At 58.4% G+C, this 21,351-nt stretch carries 19 protein-coding genes; 6 read left to right on the forward strand and 13 right to left on the reverse strand.

The annotated features are described in order from the left end of the window. Positions 1–12 precede the first annotated feature (12 nt). From ftsH to ACR0AC_RS14155, 6 genes are all read left to right on the forward strand, one after another. Positions 13–1,929, forward strand: coding sequence for an ATP-dependent zinc metalloprotease FtsH (gene ftsH / locus ACR0AC_RS14130; RefSeq protein WP_480874202.1), 1,917 nt, complete (start codon positions 13–15; stop codon positions 1,927–1,929). Positions 1,930–2,025: 96 nt separating this feature from the next. Continuing rightward, complete coding sequence (locus tag ACR0AC_RS14135; RefSeq protein WP_170623749.1) at positions 2,026–2,601, forward strand: MOSC domain-containing protein; 576 nt, start codon at positions 2,026–2,028, stop codon at positions 2,599–2,601. A 165-nt stretch (positions 2,602–2,766) separates the two neighbouring features. After that, positions 2,767–4,443: a formate--tetrahydrofolate ligase gene (locus ACR0AC_RS14140; protein ID WP_170623747.1), complete on the forward strand. Its 1,677-nt coding sequence runs from the start codon at positions 2,767–2,769 to the stop codon at positions 4,441–4,443. A 57-nt stretch (positions 4,444–4,500) separates the two neighbouring features. Continuing rightward, positions 4,501–4,806, forward strand: a complete 306-nt coding sequence (locus ACR0AC_RS14145; protein WP_170454283.1) for a chorismate mutase — start codon at positions 4,501–4,503, stop codon at positions 4,804–4,806. A gap of 51 nt (positions 4,807–4,857) precedes the next feature. Continuing rightward, complete coding sequence (gene folD, locus ACR0AC_RS14150) at positions 4,858–5,748, forward strand: bifunctional methylenetetrahydrofolate dehydrogenase/methenyltetrahydrofolate cyclohydrolase FolD (protein ID WP_170454281.1); 891 nt, start codon at positions 4,858–4,860, stop codon at positions 5,746–5,748. A 206-nt stretch (positions 5,749–5,954) separates the two neighbouring features. Next, positions 5,955–6,698, forward strand: coding sequence for a LytTR family DNA-binding domain-containing protein (locus ACR0AC_RS14155; RefSeq protein ID WP_170520564.1), 744 nt, complete (start codon positions 5,955–5,957; stop codon positions 6,696–6,698). Positions 6,699–6,700: 2 nt separating this feature from the next. Here the strand turns inward: ACR0AC_RS14155 and pdeM are convergent, their stop codons facing one another. The 13 genes from pdeM to cpaB form a co-directional block, all read right to left on the reverse strand. Further along, entirely contained in the window at positions 6,701–7,363 is a 663-nt protein-coding gene (gene pdeM, locus ACR0AC_RS14160) for a ligase-associated DNA damage response endonuclease PdeM (protein WP_480874207.1), read from the reverse strand. 41 nt (positions 7,364–7,404) lie between these two features. Beyond that, positions 7,405–9,816: a ligase-associated DNA damage response DEXH box helicase gene (locus ACR0AC_RS14165; RefSeq protein ID WP_480874210.1), complete on the reverse strand. Its 2,412-nt coding sequence runs from the start codon at positions 9,814–9,816 to the stop codon at positions 7,405–7,407. A 40-nt stretch (positions 9,817–9,856) separates the two neighbouring features. Continuing rightward, positions 9,857–11,164 carry an ATPase gene (locus tag ACR0AC_RS14170; RefSeq protein WP_170454273.1) on the reverse strand — a complete coding sequence of 436 codons (1,308 nt, stop codon included), beginning with the start codon at positions 11,162–11,164 and terminating at the stop codon, positions 9,857–9,859. Between the two features lie 117 nt (positions 11,165–11,281). Beyond that, positions 11,282–11,827: a prepilin peptidase gene (locus ACR0AC_RS14175; RefSeq protein WP_170454271.1), complete on the reverse strand. Its 546-nt coding sequence runs from the start codon at positions 11,825–11,827 to the stop codon at positions 11,282–11,284. After that, the gene (locus ACR0AC_RS14180; protein ID WP_170454269.1) at positions 11,828–12,682 is read right to left on the reverse strand and encodes a tetratricopeptide repeat protein; all 855 of its coding nucleotides are present in this window, start codon (positions 12,680–12,682) and stop codon (positions 11,828–11,830) included. It lies immediately after the preceding gene. Positions 12,683–12,711: 29 nt separating this feature from the next. Next, entirely contained in the window at positions 12,712–13,293 is a 582-nt protein-coding gene (locus ACR0AC_RS14185) for a tetratricopeptide repeat protein (protein WP_170454267.1), read from the reverse strand. Between the two features lie 10 nt (positions 13,294–13,303). After that, positions 13,304–14,278, reverse strand: coding sequence for a type II secretion system F family protein (locus tag ACR0AC_RS14190; protein ID WP_170454265.1), 975 nt, complete (start codon positions 14,276–14,278; stop codon positions 13,304–13,306). Positions 14,279–14,288: 10 nt separating this feature from the next. Continuing rightward, entirely contained in the window at positions 14,289–15,257 is a 969-nt protein-coding gene (locus ACR0AC_RS14195) for a type II secretion system F family protein (protein ID WP_170454263.1), read from the reverse strand. Positions 15,258–15,268: 11 nt separating this feature from the next. Continuing rightward, the gene (locus ACR0AC_RS14200; RefSeq protein ID WP_170454261.1) at positions 15,269–16,705 is read right to left on the reverse strand and encodes a TadA family conjugal transfer-associated ATPase; all 1,437 of its coding nucleotides are present in this window, start codon (positions 16,703–16,705) and stop codon (positions 15,269–15,271) included. A gap of 24 nt (positions 16,706–16,729) precedes the next feature. Further along, the gene (locus ACR0AC_RS14205) at positions 16,730–17,965 is read right to left on the reverse strand and encodes an AAA family ATPase (protein ID WP_170454259.1); all 1,236 of its coding nucleotides are present in this window, start codon (positions 17,963–17,965) and stop codon (positions 16,730–16,732) included. A 200-nt stretch (positions 17,966–18,165) separates the two neighbouring features. Then, positions 18,166–18,798 carry an OmpA family protein gene (locus tag ACR0AC_RS14210; RefSeq protein WP_170520576.1) on the reverse strand — a complete coding sequence of 211 codons (633 nt, stop codon included), beginning with the start codon at positions 18,796–18,798 and terminating at the stop codon, positions 18,166–18,168. 16 nt (positions 18,799–18,814) lie between these two features. Further along, complete coding sequence (locus ACR0AC_RS14215; RefSeq protein ID WP_170454255.1) at positions 18,815–20,188, reverse strand: type II and III secretion system protein family protein; 1,374 nt, start codon at positions 20,186–20,188, stop codon at positions 18,815–18,817. A gap of 193 nt (positions 20,189–20,381) precedes the next feature. After that, on the reverse strand, positions 20,382–21,260 hold the full coding sequence (gene cpaB / locus ACR0AC_RS14220; protein WP_170454253.1) for a Flp pilus assembly protein CpaB: 879 nt from the start codon (positions 21,258–21,260) through the stop codon (positions 20,382–20,384). Positions 21,261–21,351 lie beyond the last annotated feature (91 nt).

Consider the following 21,351-nt stretch of genomic DNA (forward strand, 5'->3'; position numbering starts at 1 on the left):
GGGAGAATTTCCTTGGGCAACGCTCGCAATATCGCCTTCTGGGTCGTTCTGTTCTTGCTGATCCTTGCACTGTTCAATCTGTTCAGCGGACCAGGCGGAACACTTCAGAGCAATGAACGAACCTATTCCGACTTTGTCAGCGCCGTGCAGAACGGTGAGGTCAAGAATGTGACGCTGGATGGCGAACAGATTCGCTATACCACAGAAACCGGCGGGACATTCGTGACGATCAAACCCGGCGATGCCGAGGTCACCAAACTGCTGATCGACGAAAACATCCCCGTACGCGCTGAGAAACAGCAGCAATCGGGTTTCCAGTCGTTCCTGATCACGCTGTTGCCCTTCCTGCTGCTGATCGGTGTCTGGGTCTATTTCATGAACCGGATGCAGGGCGGCGGCAAAGGCGGTGCGATGGGCTTTGGCAAGTCCAAGGCCAAGATGCTGACCGAAAAGCATGGCCGTGTGACCTTTGACGACGTGGCGGGTATCGACGAGGCCAAGGAAGAGCTGGAAGAAATCGTTGAATTCCTGCGCAACCCGCAAAAATTCTCGCGTCTGGGCGGCAAGATCCCCAAGGGCGCGCTGCTGGTTGGCCCTCCGGGTACCGGTAAGACGCTGCTGGCCCGTGCCATTGCGGGTGAGGCGGGTGTGCCGTTCTTCACCATTTCGGGCTCGGATTTCGTTGAAATGTTTGTGGGTGTCGGTGCCTCGCGCGTGCGCGATATGTTCGAGCAGGCCAAGAAAAACGCGCCTTGTATCGTGTTCATCGATGAGATCGACGCCGTGGGTCGCCATCGTGGCGCAGGCTATGGCGGTGGCAACGACGAACGCGAACAGACCCTCAACCAGTTGCTGGTCGAGATGGACGGGTTCGAGGCCAATGAAGGCGTGATCATACTGGCCGCGACCAACCGTAAAGACGTGTTGGACCCCGCGCTGCTGCGTCCGGGCCGGTTTGACCGGAACGTGACCGTTGGCAACCCCGATATCAAAGGCCGTGAGAAAATTCTGGGCGTGCACGCGCGCAAGACCCCCTTGGGCCCCGATGTCGATCTGCGCATCATCGCGCGCGGGACGCCGGGGTTCTCGGGTGCCGATCTGGCAAACCTCGTGAACGAGGCCGCGTTGATGGCCGCACGTGTGGGTCGCCGCTTTGTCACCATGGAGGATTTCGAGAACGCGAAAGACAAGGTGATGATGGGGGCCGAGCGCCGCTCGATGGTGCTGACCCAGGACCAGAAGGAAAAGACCGCCTATCACGAGGCTGGTCACGCTGTGGTCGGTCTTGAACTGCCGCTGTGCGATCCGGTCTATAAGGCGACGATCATTCCGCGCGGTGGTGCGCTGGGTATGGTTGTGTCTCTGCCGGAAATGGACCGTTTGAACTATCACCGCGATGAGTGTGAGCAGAAGCTGGCCATGACCATGGCCGGTAAGGCTGCCGAGGTCATCAAATACGGTGAAGATCACGTCTCGAACGGTCCGGCTGGCGACATCATGCAGGCCAGCCAACTGGCCCGCGCGATGGTCATGCGCTGGGGCATGTCGGACAAGGTCGGCAATATCGACTATGCCGAAGCGCATGAAGGCTATCAGGGCAACACCGCCGGTTTCTCGGTTTCTGCGCACACCAAAGAGCTGATTGAGGAAGAGGTGAAGCGCCTGATCCAGCAAGGCTATGAGCGCGCACATAAAATCCTGACCGACAAGAACGAGGCTTGGGAACGTCTGGCGCAGGGGCTGCTGGAATACGAAACCCTGACCGGCGATGAGATCAAGCGCGTCATGAATGGCGAGTCGCCCACCGAAGGCGACGACGAAGGCGACAAGACGGATGAGGGCAGCGCGCCCAGCGTTACGGCCATTCCCAAGACCAAGCCGAAGAAATCTCCGCCCGAAGGTGGGATGGAACCTGAGCCGACTGCATAAACAAAAAAACCCGGAGCCAGCCTACGGGTTTTTTCTTTTCATCAGGTCGGTGCTGGGCATTATGCGCGCAAGGACGCTGATAAGAAGGGAAGGCCCATGCCGTTTTTGCGCGAAACCGAATACGCAGGCGAAGTGATCTGGCTGGGCCATGTACCGGCGGGGCAGTCGTTGCGGGCTGAGCCGGTTGAAACCTTGAAGCTAGATTTCGAAGGTGTGCGCGGCGAACGGCATGAAGGGCTTAACCGGGCGTCCTGCGTGCGCGTCAAGAACCTGTATCCGCAGGGCACCGAGATCAGGAACGTCAGGCAGCTGTCGGTCCTGTCAGCCGAGGAATTGGCCGGGATCGCGACTGAGATGGGGGTGGATGATCTCGATCCGTCGTACCTTGGGGCGTCGATTGTCGTGAAGGGTATTCCCGATTTTTCACATGTTCCCCCATCCTCGCGTTTGCAGGCCGACAACGGTGCGACGATCACCGTGGATATGGAAAACGCCCCCTGCGTTCTGCCGGGGCGTGAGATTGAACAGGATCACAGCGGTCACGGTGCCGCCTTCAAACCCGCAGCCAAAGGGCGGCGCGGGGTGACGGGTTGGGTCGAACGACCCGGTTCCCTGCGAATTGGCGACAAATTGCGATTGTTTGTCCCTGATCAGCCAATCTGGCAGCCATAAGGCCCATTCGTTTCCGATTTGAAACTCACGATATCCGGCGACGCCGTTTCGCGGCATGAATATGTCGGAATCCATAGCCATCGGAATTGTGTACGACTGTATGGGTTGCACAGCGCCGACGCGCTGCGTCGGTTTTGCAAGGCATTCAATCAGGGACCCTGGCCAATGAGCTACAAATCCGACATCGAAATCGCCCGCGAAGCGAACAAGAAGCCGATTCAGGAAATCGGCGCCAAGATCGGCATCGATTCCGCCGATCTGCTGCCCTATGGCCACGACAAGGCGAAAGTCAGCCAGGACTTCATCAACTCGGTGCAGGACCGTGAAGACGGCAAGCTGATCCTTGTAACCGCGATCAACCCAACCCCGGCAGGTGAGGGTAAGACCACGACCACTGTGGGGCTGGGTGACGGTCTGAACCGCATCGGCAAGAACGCGATGATCTGTATCCGTGAGGCCTCGCTCGGCCCGAACTTCGGCATGAAGGGCGGCGCTGCAGGTGGCGGGTATGCGCAGGTTGTTCCGATGGAGGAAATGAACCTGCACTTCACCGGCGACTTCCACGCGATCACCAGCGCGCACAGCCTGCTGTCGGCGATGATCGACAACCACATCTATTGGGGTAACGAGGCCGAGATCGACACCCGTCGCGTTGCATGGCGTCGCGTGGTCGACATGAACGACCGTGCCCTGCGTCAGATCACGGCGTCTCTGGGCGGCGTCAGCAACGGTTTCCCGCGTGAGGCCGGTTTTGATATTACCGTGGCCTCTGAGGTTATGGCGATCCTGTGTCTGGCAAACGACCTGAAGGATCTGGAAAAGCGTCTGGGTGACATCATCGTCGCCTACCGCCGCGACAAGACCCCGGTCTACTGCCGCGATATCAAGGCCGAGGGCGCAATGACCGTGCTGCTGAAGGACGCAATGCAGCCGAACCTGGTGCAGACGCTGGAAAACAACCCGGCCTTTGTCCACGGTGGCCCGTTCGCGAACATCGCACACGGCTGTAACTCGGTCATCGCGACCAAGACCGCTCTGAAAGTCGCAGACTATGTCGTGACCGAAGCGGGTTTCGGGGCCGATCTGGGTGCCGAGAAGTTCATGAACATCAAGTGCCGCAAAGCGGGCATCGCTCCGTCGGCTGTGGTGCTGGTTGCCACCGTGCGCGCGATGAAGATGAACGGCGGCGTGGCCAAGGCTGATCTGGGTGCCGAGAATGTTGATGCCGTGAAATCGGGCTGCGCCAACCTGGGCCGTCACATCGAAAACGTGAAATCGTTCGGTGTTCCGGTTGTGGTCGCCATCAACCACTTTGTCACCGACACCGATGCCGAAGTAAAGGCCGTGAAAGACTATTGCGGCGATCACGGGGTCGAGGCGGTTCTGTCACGTCACTGGGAACTGGGGTCCGAAGGCTCGGCTCCGCTGGCCGAGAAAGTGGTCGAAATCGTCGAGGGCGGCACCGCGAACTTCGCGCCGATCTATCCTGACGAGATGCCGCTGTTCGAAAAGATCGAAACCATCGCCAAGCGCATCTACCGCGCTGACGAGGTTCTGGCCGACAACAAGATCCGCAATCAGCTGCGCGAATGGGAAGACGCGGGCTATGGCAACCTCCCGGTCTGCATGGCGAAAACCCAGTATTCGTTCTCGACCGACCCGACCCTGCGGGGCGCGCCTACCGGCCACTCGGTTCCGGTGCGCGAGGTGCGGCTAAGCGCCGGTGCGGGCTTCATCGTGGTTGTCTGCGGTGAGATCATGACCATGCCCGGCCTGCCCCGCAAACCCGCGGCTGAGACGATTCGCCTCAACGACGAAGGCCAGATCGAGGGCTTGTTCTAAGCGCCTGAATGATACATCTCGTGGTTCGGGGGTATCCCCGGACCACAGGAGATTAAAATGTCCATTCTGACACTGCCGCAAGACTGTCACTCGATGCCGGAGTTGCGGGTTCAGATCGACAAGCTGGATCGCCAACTGATCGAATTGCTGGTGACGCGCGCGGGCTATATCGACCGCGCATCCCAGTTGAAACCGGCCGAGGGCCTGCCGGCCCGTATCCCGGATCGTGTTGAAGAGGTGGTGCAGCGCGTGCGCGCAAGCTCTGACGAATTGGGCATGGACCCGGATTTGGCCGAAAAGCTGTGGCGCATTTTGATTGACTGGTCGATCGCGCGGGAAGAGCGCGTGCTCGGCCCTGACTGAGAAACCGGGCGCTTCCTGCGCCCGATCCGTTTTGAAAGAAGGGATCACAGGATGGTAGCCCAGGTTATCGACGGGAAGGCTTTTGCCGCTAAGGTGCGCGCTCAGGTCGCCGATCAGGTCGCAAAGCTGAAAGAGGAAAACGGCATCACGCCCGGTCTGGCGGTGGTGCTGGTGGGCGAGGACCCGGCAAGCCAGGTCTATGTGCGGTCCAAGGGCAAGATGACTGTCGAGGTCGGCATGAACTCGTACGAGCACAAGCTGGAGGCCGACACTTCGGAAGAGGATCTGCTGGCGCTGATCGACAGGCTGAACAATGATCCGGCGGTGCACGGCATTCTGGTGCAACTGCCGCTGCCGGGGCATCTGAACGAAGACCTGGTGATCAACTCGATCGACCCGGCCAAAGATGTGGATGGCTTCCACATCTCGAATGTGGGTCTGCTGGGGACCGGTCAGAAGTCGATGGTGCCCTGCACGCCACTGGGCTGTCTGATGATGCTGCGCGACCACCATGGCTCGCTGTCCGGGATGGATGCGGTTGTGATCGGGCGGTCGAACATCGTGGGCAAACCGATGGCGCAACTGCTGCTGGGCGATAGCTGCACCGTGACCATCGCGCATTCTCGCACCAAGGACCTGCCGGATGTGGTCCGCCGCGCCGATATCGTCGTGGCCGCCGTGGGCCGCCCCGAGATGGTGCCGGGCGACTGGATCAAGGAAGGGGCCACCGTGATCGACGTGGGCATTAACCGCATCGAACGTGACGGCAAGAACAAACTTGTGGGTGACGTGGATTATGCCAGCGCGGCTGAGCGCGCAGGCGCGATCACTCCGGTTCCGGGGGGCGTCGGTCCGATGACCATTGCCTGCCTCCTGGCCAACACACTGACCGCGTGCTGTCGTGCCAACGGTCTGCCGGAACCCGAAGGTCTGACCGCTTGACCCTGCTGGCGCGGGTGCACCCTGTGCCATAACCCGGAATATTCAAGATGCCCTGTCCCCTATATCCGGGGGCAGGGCATTTCTTTGAATGGGTTTGCTTGTATTCGATTTCGTGATATGTCCGATATTCCAAGTGGTTACTAAGTAAGACCGCAGTTTTCCGGGCAAGTGTTTGTGTGACGCGGGAAATTGCGCTCGGAATACGTATGAATATCGAAGTCAGTGAGATCAGAACTGTTCTAAGCCCTCAGCGCATCGTCGCGGCGCTCGTTTTTCTACCATTGCTGGCTTATGTGTTTCCGCCCTTCATGGACGGGGAATTGCCGTTCGGTCTGCGCCTTGTGTTCTGGGTCGGTGTGATGATCATCGCGCTCAGCGCGACATGGACTGCCCGGAAACTGCTGCGTGACAAATTGGTGCTGGTCAAACTGCCGTGGCGTGATCTTGCTTTTGCCACCGTGATGCTGGCTTTGCTGACGCCGATGTTGTGGTTGCTGGCCTGGGTGTGTTTCACCTGTATCGGCAAGATGGCGCCCGAGGCGCATGCGGTCGCCGTCTACGGCATCCTGTTCGCCGCAGGTCTTGTGCTGGTCCGCCGCGGTGATCTGCATACGCGGGAGGTCGAAGAAAAACCTGTCCAGCCGCGACTGGTCCGACGGTTGCCCGCCGGGTTCGAAGGCAAGATTTTCCGCCTGACCGTGAAGGACCACAACGTGGATGTCGTCACCTCTGAGGGGACGTTCACAATTCGGTCCCGACTGACAGACGCCATCGATGAAATGGAGCCTGTACCGGGCCATTGCTCGCATCGCTCGCATTGGGTTACGGACGCGTCGATCATGGGTGTCGAGAAGGCCGAGGGCAAAACCTTCCTGCGACTGGTCAATGGCGATCTCGTGCCTGTCAGCCGCAAGTACAAGCCAATGCTGGAAGAGGACGGGCTGATCTGAGCCTAACGTGGCATCGGCACCATCTGAGGGGTTGGGCCGGTCAGAATGGCCTTGGCCCTAGGTCCCAATAGCGTCGTCAGAACATCGTCTGTGCTGCGCAGCCCGCCGGTATAGGTTCCGTAGGCTGGCAGGATCAGCCGGGCGTGGTCCAGCAGAAAGGCAGGCCGGGAAATCGACCTGCCCCTGAGCGTCAAACGCGCTTTGGGGTGAAAATGCCCTGAAACCTCGCCTGTTGCGTCGGGTTGTGCGATGTGGCGAAAGACAAGCGGCCCGCAGGTCCATTCAGACAAATGTGCGCCGCCCAGCTCGATCGGTCCCGGATCGTGATTGCCTTCGATCCAAATCCAACGTCGTCCAGCTTGCAGCGCCGCTATTCGCAGCTTTTCATCCGCCGCCAAAGCGCTTGAGGCGTCGAGATCGTCAAAGCTGTCACCCAGACAAACCACGACCTCAACCCCTGTCCGGTCAAGGTCCGCCGACAACCGATCCAGCGTTTCACGGCTGTCATAAGGCGGAAGGGTTAAACCACTGCGCCGCGCTATCCGCTCGGACTTGCCCAGATGCAGGTCCGAGACGCAGAGCATGCTCTGCCCCGGCCACCAGAGCGCGCCGGAGGGCAGGGCAAAAAGATCCGCGCTGCAAAAGGAAAATCCCAGTTTGTTCATGGTAAGTTCATTATATGTTTCAGTGTTGCACGCAAGGTATTTTACAGATTGTCCAGCCCGGCGGCTTCCAGCAGGCGGGCGCTTTCCTCTGCCAGCAAGCGTTCCTCGGCCGCGCCTTTGACCGGGATTTTGCCGACTTCCAGAAACAGCGGTGCTGCCAGCGGTGAAACCCGATCAAGGCGCATCAGATCAATCCGGTCGCCGATACGCGCGATCATCGCTTCGATCCGGCCAAAATCGACCAGACCGCGCATGGCTTCTTCGCGGGTGATTTGCATCAACAGGTGGTCCGGGTCGTATTTCAGCAGCGTGTCATACAGGATGTCCGATGAAAACGTCGCCTGCCGCCCGCTTTTGCGTTGCCCGCCCGTGTTGCGCTCGATCAGACCGGCGATTGTGGCCGAGGCGCGGAAGGTCCGTTTCATGACGGCATTTCCCGCCAGCCACGTGTCCAACCCCTGCCGCAGCGCGTCCAGACGGAACAGCGGGCTGGGGTCCGTGACCGCGTCCAGACCCCAGATCAGGGTGGCATAATCCGTGGCGACAAAGCCAAGGGGGGCCAGACCCGTCTCCTCCATCCGTTTGGTCAACAACAGGCCGAGCGTTTGCTGCGCATTGCGCCCGGCAAAGCCGTAGACGCACAGATGCTCGCGCCCGTCGCTGGGAAAGCTTTCGATCAGCAGGCGGTTGCGCTGGGGCAGGCGGGACATGTCCCGCTGCAGGGCCAGCCAGTCGGCGGTGTGGCGGGGCAGTTGCGGCCAGTCGGGTTGGGCGAACATACGCAGAATACGGTCGCTCAGCTGGGTTGAGGTGGCGAATTTCGTCCCCATGAAAGTGGCGATCTTGGGCTTTTTGTCGGCCCGACGGCTGACCTCGACCACCATCTCGCGCAGGCCCTCATAGCGCACGATCTGGCCGCCGATCAGGAAGGTGTCTCCGGGCGTGAGCGAGGCGGCAAAGCCTTCCTCGACCTCGCCCAGTGGCTTGCCGCCGCGGTTGCGTTTCAGGCTCACTTTCAGGGTGTCGGTGTCCTGAATCGTCCCAAGGTTCATACGGATGCGCGCGGCGGCGCGGGGGTCGCGCAACTGCCACAGCCCATCGGGACGCTGCAGCAGCCGCTGCCAGCGGTCATAGGCGCGCAGGGCATAGCCACCGGTTGCGCAGAACTCCAGACACGCGTCGAATTCCGGACGGGTCAGATCGGCAAAAGGCCCGGCTGAGGTCATTTCCGTGAACAGTGCGTCAGCCTCGAACGGCCCCGCCGCCGCCGCAATCAGGATATGCTGGCAGAGCACATCTCGGGGGCCTGCGCCGCGTGGCTCGCCATCCAGTTCATGCGCTTTTGCAGCCTCTAGCGCGGCGACGCATTCCACCACTTCAAACCGGTTGGCAGGCACCAAAAGGGCCTTGGACGGCGCGTTGTAGCGATGGTTCGCCCGCCCGATCCGCTGCACCAATCGCTTCACGTTCTTGGGCGCACCGATCTGGATGACCAGATCGACATCCCCCCAGTCGATGCCCAGATCCAAAGAGCCGGTGCAGACGATGGCCCGCAGATCACCACGCACCATGGCGGCCTCGACCCGTTCACGCTGTTGACGGTCCAGACTGCCGTGATGAATGCCGATGGGCAGCCCTTCGTCATTGGCAAGCCACAGATTGTGAAAGAAAATCTCGGCCTGCGCGCGGGTATTGTGAAAGATCAGCGTGGTCTTGTGCCGCCGGACCTGCTCCAGCACTGCCGGGATCGCATAAGCCGCGCCGCCACCCGACCACGGGGGCATTTCCTCGGTTGCCAGCATCGCGATGTCGGGGTCAGGGCCGGGGTCGGCCTGTATGATCCGGCACGGGTCCGGGTGCCGCGCCAGAAAGCGGGCGATCCCTTCGGGGTCTTCGACCGTCGCCGACAGGCCGACGCGGCGCAGATCGGGGCAGAGGGTTTGCAACCGTGCCAGCGCCAGCATCAACTGATCCCCGCGCTTGCTTTCGGCAAGGGCATGGATTTCATCCACGATCACCCTCTGCACCCCATCAAACATGCGCGGAGCGTCCTCGTAAGAGGTCAGCAGGGCAAGGCTTTCGGGCGTTGTCAGTAGAATATGCGGAGGGTCAGCGCGCTGACGTTTCTTTTGCGTCGCGGATGTATCGCCGGTCCGGTCTTCGATGCGGATGGGCAGGCCAATCTCATCCACCGGCGTGCGAAGGTTGCGTTTGATATCTGCCGCCAAGGCTTTCAGCGGTGAGACATAGATCGTGTGTAACCCGCTATGTGCGCCCTCGGCCAGTTCAGCCAGAGACGGCAGAAACCCGGCCATTGTCTTGCCGCCCCCGGTGGGGGCGGTCAGCAGCGTGGCCGGATCACGCGCCCGGTCGAACATGTCTTGCTGATGGGGGTGGATGGACCAGCCTTTGGCCGAAAACCAATCGGTGATCCGGGCGGGAATCTGCGTCATAGGCGCAGATTAACCGCCCTCGTGCCGGAATGGCACGGCGTTATTTGACGATTTTCTCGTCCTTGACGAACATGTTGGCCCAGGCGCGGTCGATCAGGTCTGGGCTCATCTGATAAGGGATGCCCTCGAATTCGCAGATCGAGATCATCTGATCGATCAGGAAGATCGGCTGATAGTTCGCATAGATATTGTCGATGGTCGGGTATTTGACCTTCAACAGGTGGACCAGAGCGGCCTCATCCAGCGGCATGCCGCGTTTGCGGGCCACCATGGCAAAGATTTTCAGGAAGTTCTCCTGGTTCGGGCCGTCGATTTTGATCTTGAAAAAGATCCGGCGCAGGGCGGCTTGGTCGAAAATCTCGTTCGGGTGGAAGTTGGTCGAGAAGATGACCAACGTGTCAAACGGCACCTCGAACTTTTCACCCGATTGCAAGCCCAGAATATCCTTGTTCTCTTCCAGCGGAACAATCCAGCGGTTGACCAGCGCCTGCGGCGGTTCCGCCTGACGGCCAAGGTCGTCCACGATGAAGATGCCGCCGGTCGATTTCAACTGCAACGGGGCCTGATAGGTCCGCGCGGTGGGGTTGTAGACCAGATCCAGCATGGACAGCGACAGTTCACCACCCGTTACAACGGTGGGGCGTTCGCATTGCACATAGCGCGAGTCGAACCGTTTGCGGCGGCGCAGGCTGTTGGGGTCGTCGGCTTCCTGCTCGATCGCGGTGTGCACGATCGGGTCATAGACGGTGATTACCTGACCGGCATATTCGATGGCATAGGGCACATAAACATTGTCGCCCAAAGCATCGCGGATACCGTTCGAAATCGAGGATTTACCATTGCCCGGAGGGCCATACATCAGGATCGAGCGGCCCGCACTGACCGCCGGACCAAGATGGTCCAACAGGCTATCGGGCAGGACCAGATGGCCCATGGCACCGACCAATTGCTCACGCGTGACCTGAATGTTGCGGATCGACTGGCGCTTGACCTGCTCGCGATAAACGTCCAGCGGCACCGGCATCGCGCCAAAATATTCAGACTGGCTAAGCGCGTCCAATGCGCGGGCCTTGCCTGCATCGGTCAGCTGATAGCCCATTTCATTGCCGCTATTGGCGTTCAGGGTGCCTGTCGCTTCGATCAGTTTCTGTTCGCGCGCGATGTCGATCAGTTCCTGCGTGACCGAACCGGGCAGGCAGACCGCCTCGGCAACTTCGGACACAGTGCTGGCGTTCTTACGGAAGATCGTTTTCAGCAGAATGTCCCGCATCATCACCAGCGGGAGCTGCATCTCCCCCAAACCTTTGGGGGCAGGAGGGGCCATAACAGAGGAAGCTTGCATATTCATGAGCGACGCTCGTCCATCCAAAAAATCACACAAATGCCCGCAAACGGGCGACTTGTGGGAAATCTGGCCCAGCTTTATGGCGGGACCAAGGCAGCGACATGGCGCGGTGATGATAGTTTACGAACCGTAAACAGTGCCCAGAATCAAATACATCGCCAAAGCTCCGGCAAGGGCAAGGCCCATCGGGAACTTTTTGCCCCGGTCCCAGCTTTCCCAATGCGGCGCGATTGCGCGCAAGCGGGTGTGGCGGGCCAGCCGATGCGTGACTACGGCACCCAAAACGGTTGCCATCAAAATCGCAAGCACGACACCCAAGTCCTGAACCCAGACAAACGGTGCAGCCGCCGCCAGAAACTTGGCGTCACCCGCGCCAACAGCGCCGATGGCATTCAGGACCATTCCGGCGATCAGGATCACGGGAAGATGCAGCAATTGCCAGACATAAGGCGGAAAAGCGACGGGGAATGGCCCCAGCTTTCCGCTGAGTGTGCCGGTCGCCCACGGGGGCAGGGCGATCAGCCCGACAACCACATAGACCAGCGCCAAAGCCACAACGGCGTGGTTCTTGATCCGCATCTCACGCATATCGGTGAAGGCGACATAGAAACAGATCGGCAGAATGAACGGCAGGAACCACACCGCCGCCCGAACAGGGATGTCCATTTAGGTGGATTCCTCAAGCGCGCGCAGCGAACGGACGGCTTCGTCGAAATGCTGCGGATGGGTCGAGATCGCCTCGCGGAACAGGTTCTTGGCTGTGGTCACGTCGCCCTGCTTCACAGCCGAGATCCCCATAGTGTTCAACAGGCGCGCCCGTTCGATCTGTGACATGGGAACAACCGGCAGGCTGTAATTTCCCTGTGCAGAGCGGGCCAGAACCAGATTGTTCTTTGCGGTAAACAGCGAACTGTCTTGCCGGATCGCATCGGTGAACAAACGCTCTGCCTCGGCGTATTGCCCGCGTGAGAGTTTTGAGAACCCCCAGTTGTTCATCACGCTGCCCGGGCGCGTGGTCAGGCCAACCGCAGTTTCATAGAAATGGTCTGCGCGTTTCCATTCTTTTCTGGAATCGGCCACGACCGCCTCAAGCCGGTAACGTTTGAACGTCTCATAGGTTGGCGGAACCGTGTCCAGAACCGATTTCGCCTGCGCCCAATCACCATTTCTGACCAGCGCATCCGCGTACTCGACCTTGTCCGAGCTGTTGGCCCCTTTCATGGTCGTCACGCGTTTCCACGCCGATACCGCTTCGGTCGTGCGTTTGGCGCGCCCAAGTGAAATGGCCAGACCGCGTTGAAGGTCGATCCGGTTGGGGCTTTTGCTGGCTGCGTTGTGGAAATAGGTCACCGCCTCATTCGGGTCGGCCGCGTTCAGTAGAACATCGTTCAGGTTGGTTTCGTCGATGACGTTCACTTCCTGAAACGTGCGTTCAACCTTTTCTTCGGCAGTTTCCTTTTCGCAAGCGGCTAGAATGAGCCCACTGAGAATGAGGGATGGAATCAAGAATTGGTGGCGCATTTTTGCGTCCTTTACTGCTCTTGCCTCGATTACTGGATCTTGCGTAGCGTAAATTGCCCGTCGCCAAGCTGCTCCAGCGTATATTCTTGTTCTTGGGGGGTATTATTAACAGGATTTTCCATTTTTGCGAGTGCTAAGCGCAGATTGTCGCGAATTGCGTCACTTTCGCCATTGTCCAGCGCAAAGGCCCGTTGAAAGACCTGAGCGGCCTCGGGGTATTCCTGCAATTCCATCAGCAGAACACCCAGATTGTTCCAGGCGATGGGCCAGTCCGTATCATCCTCGACCGCCTGCCGCAGTAAGGGCTCCGCCTGACCCAATCGACGCAGCCCAACATTGGCGGTTCCCATCGAGGTCAGGACCTCCGGGGTCATCCCCTGATCCAATGCGGCGCGGGTAAAGCTCTCCAACGCAAGTTCGTATTCACCCGCTGCCATCAACCGGTTGCCAACGGTGATGTGGTCGACCGACTTGCCTTTGGGATCGACGCCCGGCGCATCCAGCCCATTGGACAGACCGCCTTCAGTGCAAGAAGCCACCGTGGCGATAACCACAGTGGCTTGAAGCAATCGGCGTAGCCGGGACAGGACACACCTGAGTTTTGTTTTCATAAGCGATCCATCAGCGACCGAAGCTCGAAATCACGTTTGCCGAGGGGCCGACCAGAATGATCAACAGCGGCGGCACCGTCAGCATCATTGTGACCAGAGTCATTTTCGTAGGCAACTTGTTTGCGGCTTCTTCTGCCCGCATGACCCGTTTGTCACGCATTTCACCGGCATAAACCCGCAGAGCTTCGGCAATCGATGTACCAAATGTTGCCGATTGGATCATCACGGTCACAAATGAACTGACATCCTGCACACCGCAACGGGTTCCAAAGTCCCGCAGAACGGTGTCCTTGTCCTTACCGGCCTTCATCTCATAGGCGACGACCTCAAATTCCTGAGCGATGTCGGGGTAGGAGGATTTCATTTCACTTGCGACGCGCACGATGGCCTGATCAAGGGACTGCCCTGCTTCGACACAGACCAGCATAAGGTCGAGTGTATCAGGAAACCCGGACGTGATTGCCTCTTGCCGTTCGGCGACCCGGCGCGTGATCCAGTATTTCGGGATCATGTATCCCACGCCGCCCGGCAACAGCACCCGGATGACCATTTGCTGAGTGGTGAATTCCTGGTCACCGGAAAACACGGTTATCAACAGAACGCCCAGAACAATACCAATGATCCCTAGGGCGAACTGCGCAAAGTGGAAAAACCGAACCGCGTCCTTGGACTGATAACCTGCTTGTCTCAGTTTCAGCTGGACGGCCGAGTATTCTTCCTGGTCCTTCGGCTCAAGGAAAGTTGCGAATTTCTCAAGCTGCTCATTCTGGCTGCCGTGCCGCAGCTTGTCTTTCTTGTCCTTCTTGGTTGCCTTTGGTGCCGCATTGGCGCGCTGAAGCTTTTTGAGCGGATCCTCGGGCTGGCTCATCATCAGCGAGACAGCAACACCGATCAGGACAAGGCCAAGAATTCCAACCACGATCAGAGGGCCAAACTCTCCCAAGTTCTCCGTAAGCAAATCATTGATTTTTGTCAGAAACTCCATGGGATCGCCCTCAGACCTTGATGTTTGTGATGATCTTCATGACGATCAGGTTCAGCGTCAACATGATACCAACGATGAAACAGGCCGGGATGAACCACTGGTGGTCCAGAACCTCGTCGTAGTATCCGGGATCTTTTACCAAAACGAAAACCAGACAGAAGATTGGGAAGCCGGACAGGAATTTACCGGACCATTGTGCTTCGGCCGTGATCGCCTTGACGCGGCGGAATAGGCGGAACCGGGCGCGAATGACTTGGGCCAGGCCTGCCAAAATCTCAGCAAGGTTGCCACCGGATTGCTGTTGGATACCCACGGCAACCGCTAGGAACCGCAAGTCCTGCATATCCAGACGTTCGGCCATATCCTTCAGCGCTTCGCCCACGTCGCGACCATAGGCGCATTCATCCGCGATGACACCAAATTCGGTGCCTAGCGGGTCCTGCACTTCGTTCGCAACCACCTGAATAGTCGACACAAACGGGTTACCAACCCGCAGCGAGCGTACCATCAGTTCAACAGCGTCAGGCAATTGCTCTTCGATCATTCCCATGCGCTTTTTGGCCTTGTGGTTGACCCAGGCGTAGACGCCACCAACGCCAATCGCGATCGAGATGGCGACGCGCAGAACCATCTCAGTGGCGGTTCCGATGCTCAGCCCCATGAATGCCACAACTGACACAAGGCACATGATCATGATCAGTTGGCGGGGCGAGAACGCGATGGCCGCCTTCTGCGCCTTGTCTGCCAGCAATGAATACAGAGGGATGCTCTGCGATTTCATATGCTGTTGCATTTCCTTGCGCAGCTGTTCCAGCACCTGCTCGCGCCCGGCGCCTTTTTCCAGCATGTCGAGGCGACGGTTGACGCGGCTGTTCAGGCTGATCGACTTGCCGAAGGCGACAAGATAGATGCCTTCGACCAAGGCGAGAACCCCCACAAAGATGGCGACATAGATGATCGCCTCCATAGGCACTTGCATGTAAGTTTCTCCTACATTGTGGTTGGGTCGTAGATCGACGCCGGTAGATCAAAGCCCCAAAGACGGAAGCGTTCGGAATAGTGGCTGCGCACACCCGTGGCGGTGAAATGCCCGATGATTTTGTTGTCGGGTGTCAGACCAACACGTTGAAACCTAAAGATTTCCTGCATCGAGATCACGTCGCCTTCCATCCCCGTGATTTCGGTGATCGAAGTCATGCGGCGCGAGCCGTCCTGAAGACGGCTGGCTTGCACGATCAGGTTCACAGCGGATGAGATCTGGCTGCGTACGGCCTTGATCGGCATTTCAATCCCGGCCATCGCGATCATGTTTTCCAGACGCGATATACCATCGCGGGCCGAGTTGGCGTGGATCGTGGTCATTGATCCGTCGTGACCGGTGTTCATGGCCTGCAGCATGTCGATCACCTCCGCGCCACGCGTCTCGCCAACGATGATGCGGTCGGGGCGCATACGCAGGGCGTTTTTCAAACAGTCGCGCGGGCTGACCTCACCCTTGCCTTCGACGTTGGGCGGGCGGCTTTCCATCCGGCCCACATGGGTCTGTTGCAGCTGGAGTTCCGCCGTATCCTCGATGGTCAGGATGCGTTCGGCATCGTCAATAAAGCTGGACAGGGCGTTTAGGGTGGTCGTTTTACCGGAACCCGTACCGCCCGAGACGATGATGTTCAGACGGGTCGATACGGCAGCTTGCAGATAGGCGGCCATTTCTTCGGTAAACGCGCCGAAATTGACCAGATCGTCAATGCCCAGCTTGTCTTTCTTGAACTTACGAATGGAAACCAGCGAGCCATCGACGGCAATCGGCGGCACCATCGCATTGAAACGCGAGCCATCGGCCAGACGGGCGTCAACATAAGGGTTTGATTCATCAACACGACGGCCCACGGCGGACACGATCTTGTCGATGATCCGCATCAGGTGCTTTTCGTCCTTGAACGTGATGTCGCTGAGTTCCAGCTTACCGGCGCGTTCCACAAAGATCTGCTGCGGACCATTGACCAGAATATCGTTGACCGTGTCGTCCTGCAGCAGCGTTTCCAGCGGGCCGAGGCCGGTGACTTCGTCGTAGAGCTCTTTGTTCAGCTGGGTCCGGTCGTCGCGGTTCAGAACAATGTTCTTGGCTTCCAGCACTTCGCTGGCGATTGCGCTGATTTCCGCGCGCAGTTCCGCTTCACCCGCGTTCTCCAACGCTGCGAGGTTCAGATTTTCCAGAAGCTCGCGATGCAGTTCGATCTTAATCTCGCCCAGACGCTCTTTGCGTTTGCGGTCGCGGTCCGAACCCATCGCCTCGGCCGATTTCTTTTGCAGTGGTTTGCGGGCCACGGCGTTTGGGGTAGGGGCCGCTGCCGGTGCAGCCGCTTCAGGCGCTTTCGACGGCGCTTGTACTGGCTGCGCTTCGGGCTGTTTCTTGTATCTTGAAAACACGGCTTATCCCCCCTTGGGATGGTTTTACGCGGCCTCGGCGCTGCTGCTGCCCAGGCTGTGAAGTGATTTCGCAAGTTTTGCGAATTCGCGGCGCAATGGGTTCTTTGCCGCAGAACTTGCCAAGGGCAGACCGTGATCGCCGCTTTGCATCACGGGTTTACCGCCATCCGGCAGTTGCAGATCGATCGAAATCCCAAGGCTTTCGCCCATACGTTTGACCCGGCCTTTTCCATTCAGGTCGGTGAATTTGGGTGCACGGTTCAGGGCAAAGCGCAGCTTGTTGAAGGGCAGTTCTTCGGCCTGCAAGGCGCGTTTCAGGCGCAGCGCGTTCTGGGCCGACCGCATGTCCAGCTCGATCATGGCAAAATAAACATGCGCCGCCTGCAAAACGGTTTCAGACCAAAGAACCAGCGTCTTGGGCATGTCCACGATGACATAGTCAAAATGCTTGCGCGCCATGTCGATGACGCGCTGAATGTCTTCCGGCGTGATCAGGTCCAGCGGGACCATATCGGAGGGCGCTGTCAACACCTGAAGCTTTTCTTCATAACTTTGAAGCGCTTGCGAGAAGACCTCATCGTCCATATTGGCCGTATCCGACAGCATTTCGAACACGGTTTCGCGGCGCGGCAGATCCAGATATGTGGAAACGGTGCCGTATTGAAGATCCAGATCGATCAGGCAAACAGTCGGTGCGTCCTTGTCGGAAACACAGGCAAGCTCCCACGCAAGGTTCACCGCCATTGTGGTCGATCCGACACCACCGGCCAGACCATGCACAACGAACAGGGCACCTTCTTTGGCATCTCCGCCCGCCAGCGGCACCGCGGCCGCCTGCGCAACGGCAACAGGGTCAGGTTGGTTCATCCGCTCGATGGCTTCCTGCAATTCGCCTTCGGGCAGAGGGTAGGGGACAAACTCGTCCGCGCCCTTGCGCAGCAATTGGTGAAGGGCAGCAGGTGTGACGTCCTCGGCGATCAGGACCACTTTGATTTTTTTGTCTTTTGCCTGGGTGATGATCTCGCCCATCAAAGACAGGTTATCCTCATCCTCGCCATCGATGGCCAGCGCAACAAACTGCAGTGATTCGGCTTCGGGCTGGCTGAAAAAGGCCAGCGCTTCGGCAAAGCCCAGATCACCCCACCGTTCGCCCAGCGCGGCTTCCATGTCTTCGATGAGCAGGTCGAAGTTCTGGACATCCCGGCTGATCGTGCAAGCCAAGATACCGGTGTTGTCATCTTGCGGCGTCGCGCTGGTCATAAACAATATCCTCGTTGAGAGAGGCCAGCTTCTCTTGCGGACGGATATCGTGCCGGTTGATTTGCTGTCGCCCCTATGCGGTCAATTCAGGCCGCAGGTCACCCAATTGTTGACAATGTCGCTGTGAAGTTGGGCGAGAATTTGGCGCAAAAGAACCAATTGTAGGGAAATGGGCGACGATGTCGCCCATTTCTGTCGTATTATCCACCGCTCCCCGAGTCGGCTACATTGGAAGAATCTTCAATGTAACTCGGTCGCGTCGCGCTTTCGACGTATTCGCGGTAAATGACCTGGGCGTATTTTCCGTCCAGCGTCTGCGGGCCACCGTCCACAAAGCCTGACACCTCGGTCACTGTGCGGCGATTGCGGCGGTCGCGATTCGAAGTAGCAACCAGGGGCTGGGTTTTGCCGAAGGATACGACGGCTTCCAATCTGGACCGGGAAATACCCTGTTGGACCAGGAAATTCACCGCTGCCTGCGCCCGGCGCAAACCCAGGCTCTGGTTGTAACTGTTTGAACCGACGGCATCTGTGTGCCCATAGACCCGGAACCGTGCCTCGGGGAATTGTTTGATCCAGTCTGCTTGCTGCAACAGAATGCTTTGGGCGGATGCATCCAGTTGCGAACTGTCGAAGGCAAAGTTGATCTGGCTGGGCACATCAGCCGCAAAGCGACGGCTCAGGATCTCAGCATAAGACAGTTCACCATTCATAACCTGAACGTTGTTAAGCGTCGCGTTGCCAAAGGCCCCTTGGTCGGCTTCGTAACCGGCCTCACGTGTACAGGCCGAGACGGCGACCGTGAGACCCAGTGTGATGATCCACTTGTTCATTGGTCTATCCTCCTCATCAATCCAGGACGTAGCCGTATGAGCTGCCGAAATCCTGTTTGGCGACTTCAGAAGCGGCACCTACACCTGCGCGGGTCGTGCGTGCTGTCTTACCGTTAATAAACAGGTCGAACTCACTGGGTGGCTTGACACGGTCGGTTGGCAGAGCAAGCGCCTCGCCGCGTATCGGTGATACCAGATGTGCGGTGACGATGATAACGAGTTCGCTCTGATCCCGCTGGAAATCGGCGCTGCGGAACAGGGCGCCAAGGACGGGAACATCGCCCAGCCAGGGAACTTGGCTGGCTTGATCGACAAAGTTGTCCTGAAGAAGCCCGGCGATGGCAAAGCTCTCACCGTCGCGCAGTTCCACGGTGGTCTTTGCTTGACGCACGATAAAGCTGGGAACGTTGTCCCCGTTGATCGTGAAGCTTGAGCTGGTGTCGATGCTCGATACCGACGTGCCCATTTCAAGATTAATCAGATCGCCGTCCACAACCCGTGGCGTGAACAGCATTTCGACACCGAAGGGTTTGAATTCGATGGCCACGACACCATCGTCCTGAGGAACCGGGATTGGAACCTCGCCGCCCGCAAGGAAGGACGCTTCCTGACCGGACAGAGCTGACAGATTCGGCTCAGCAAGGTTGCGGACAAGGCCCTTGGTTTCCAAGGCTTGCAACAGCAGATTGACCTGCGCCGACCCGACCCCGAAGCCAAACAGCAGCACACCGTTTTCAACAGTGACAGGCGGCACGAGGTTTTGCGGGTTGAAACCACCAACAAAGTCATCGGTTGCAATGGAAAGCGTTGAAGAGAGCTCTTTCGCGACAGAGCGGTTCATTTCCGCAAACCGTACTTTCAACATGACCTGCTGGACGCCGCCAACAGACATCAGGTTCGAAACGCGTTCAGGCGCATAACGTTCCGCCAATTCCAGTGCGCGGGCCAGTTTGGCTGCGCTTGAAACCGTACCGGATAGAACGATGCCGTCATTCGCTGTGCGAACCTCAATCGGTTCGGCGGGCAGGATCTGACGCAAACGCTCTTTGAACTCGGTCACATCCGGGGCAACCCGGACCCGAACGTTGGCCAACAACATACCGGCGCCGTCAAACAGCGTCAGCGTCGTCAGACCGGGTGCTTTACCCAAAACATAAATTGTACGATCGGAAAGCGACGAAATGTCAGCAATGCCCGCGTTGGCAATGCTGAGTTCTGCAAAAGGTTGCTCGCTTTCAACAACGATCGCGCGGTTCATTGGAACTTCCAGTGTTTCCACTGTGCCCTTTTTGACCACGCGAAGGGTTTCAGCCCAGGCGGCATCGCCGACCGGGCCCACAACAAGCGTCAACCCCAGCAGGGTTGCGCTGATCCAGGAACGTATTGTCATGTGACCTGCCTCTCCGATCACGCCTCGTTTTTGGGTCTTATGCCCTATGGTTCAAAAGACTGCGCGAATTCCGAATTTATTGCAATAATCAATGGTTTCTGGAATTTTGTTTATGTGGACAATAGGCAACAATAACAAAAAATTGAGCCGCGCGAATGGCGCGGCTCTTAACCTGTAACGCTCTGAATTGACGTCAGTTTGTACAGGGGATCTGGGTTTCGAACGTATCGCCGCCACGGCGGATGCGCGTGGTGCAAATCTGTTCCTTGGCGACTTCCGGTGCAGGCGCTGTCTCTTCGATACCCAAGAGCTTTCGCTGGTCGACTTCGATCGCAGTTGCAACCGATTCATCGCTAACCCCTACAAGGGCAAGAGAAAGCCGGCCCGTGTTTTGTGCCTGAGCCAACGCAGCGACCTGTTCCGGTGTGGCTGCGACGGTGACAGTTCGTGCAATCGTTGTCCCTGTCACATCTGAACCTGTGCTTTGGTCCACGGCAACAAGCTGAATGCTCGTCTGAATCAAGCGCGTGATCCCGCCGGTGTTCCCTTCGGTCGTACCGCTGGAGCCGGTCCAGTAAATGTCCACGTTGTCGCCAGGGCGCAGAAAACCCGAAACGCCGGATGCCACATCAACGCTGATGGCAAAAGCGCGCATTCCTTTTTCAAGACGAGACGTCAGCCCGGCCTTCTCACCAGGTTCGGTGACCTTAACGGCCAGAATGGCCTCGTCTTTTTCCATTGTTCTCAGAATAAAGCGCTCTTGCGGGCCGGTCTCCGGGAACAGGGCGGCAATTTCAGTGAACGTGCCTTCCGGGATCGCGTTTTCGGGCCAGTCGACGGCACGCACATCTTCCTGTGTCAGGCGCTCACCATATTTCAGAGGTCGATTCGAAACGTATACCGTCACCGTTGGAACAACTTCGACCTGAGCATTCGCCAGCGCTTCGGCCGCTGCCTGCTTCTGGCGGGCGAGTTCATTCTGGTACTCGGCAATATAGTTGCGCGCCATGTAAACCGCGCCCCCGGCCAAAGCCACCCCGACAATCAGAACAAGTCCGAATACCGCTCGCATGTATGCACCTCATAATTTCGTCGGTCAAAAAGTTAGCGACAGTAGCGCGACTTTTGAACAGCATTATTCCTAAACGGCAATTGTGTCGAAA

This window comes from Ruegeria sp. H7 (assembly GCF_056532945.1).

Excerpts from the sequence above, each read along its gene's own strand:
- ACR0AC_RS14135 (WP_170623749.1), top strand. The coding sequence starts at position 2,026 with ATGCCGTTTTTGCGCGAAACCGAATACGCAGGCGAAGTGATCTGGCTG.
- ACR0AC_RS14140 (WP_170623747.1), top strand. The coding sequence starts at position 2,767 with ATGAGCTACAAATCCGACATCGAAATCGCCCGCGAAGCGAACAAGAAG.
- ACR0AC_RS14145 (WP_170454283.1), top strand. The coding sequence starts at position 4,501 with ATGTCCATTCTGACACTGCCGCAAGACTGTCACTCGATGCCGGAGTTG.
- folD (WP_170454281.1), top strand. The coding sequence starts at position 4,858 with ATGGTAGCCCAGGTTATCGACGGGAAGGCTTTTGCCGCTAAGGTGCGC.
- ACR0AC_RS14155 (WP_170520564.1), top strand. The coding sequence starts at position 5,955 with ATGAATATCGAAGTCAGTGAGATCAGAACTGTTCTAAGCCCTCAGCGC.
- pdeM (WP_480874207.1), bottom strand. The coding sequence starts at position 7,363 with ATGAACAAACTGGGATTTTCCTTTTGCAGCGCGGATCTTTTTGCCCTG.
- ACR0AC_RS14165 (WP_480874210.1), bottom strand. The coding sequence starts at position 9,816 with ATGACGCAGATTCCCGCCCGGATCACCGATTGGTTTTCGGCCAAAGGC.
- ACR0AC_RS14170 (WP_170454273.1), bottom strand. The coding sequence starts at position 11,164 with ATGAATATGCAAGCTTCCTCTGTTATGGCCCCTCCTGCCCCCAAAGGT.
- ACR0AC_RS14175 (WP_170454271.1), bottom strand. The coding sequence starts at position 11,827 with ATGGACATCCCTGTTCGGGCGGCGGTGTGGTTCCTGCCGTTCATTCTG.
- ACR0AC_RS14180 (WP_170454269.1), bottom strand. The coding sequence starts at position 12,682 with ATGCGCCACCAATTCTTGATTCCATCCCTCATTCTCAGTGGGCTCATT.
- ACR0AC_RS14185 (WP_170454267.1), bottom strand. The coding sequence starts at position 13,293 with ATGAAAACAAAACTCAGGTGTGTCCTGTCCCGGCTACGCCGATTGCTT.
- ACR0AC_RS14190 (WP_170454265.1), bottom strand. The coding sequence starts at position 14,278 with ATGGAGTTTCTGACAAAAATCAATGATTTGCTTACGGAGAACTTGGGA.
- ACR0AC_RS14195 (WP_170454263.1), bottom strand. The coding sequence starts at position 15,257 with ATGCAAGTGCCTATGGAGGCGATCATCTATGTCGCCATCTTTGTGGGG.
- ACR0AC_RS14205 (WP_170454259.1), bottom strand. The coding sequence starts at position 17,965 with ATGACCAGCGCGACGCCGCAAGATGACAACACCGGTATCTTGGCTTGC.
- ACR0AC_RS14210 (WP_170520576.1), bottom strand. The coding sequence starts at position 18,798 with ATGAACAAGTGGATCATCACACTGGGTCTCACGGTCGCCGTCTCGGCC.
- ACR0AC_RS14215 (WP_170454255.1), bottom strand. The coding sequence starts at position 20,188 with ATGACAATACGTTCCTGGATCAGCGCAACCCTGCTGGGGTTGACGCTT.
- cpaB (WP_170454253.1), bottom strand. The coding sequence starts at position 21,260 with ATGCGAGCGGTATTCGGACTTGTTCTGATTGTCGGGGTGGCTTTGGCC.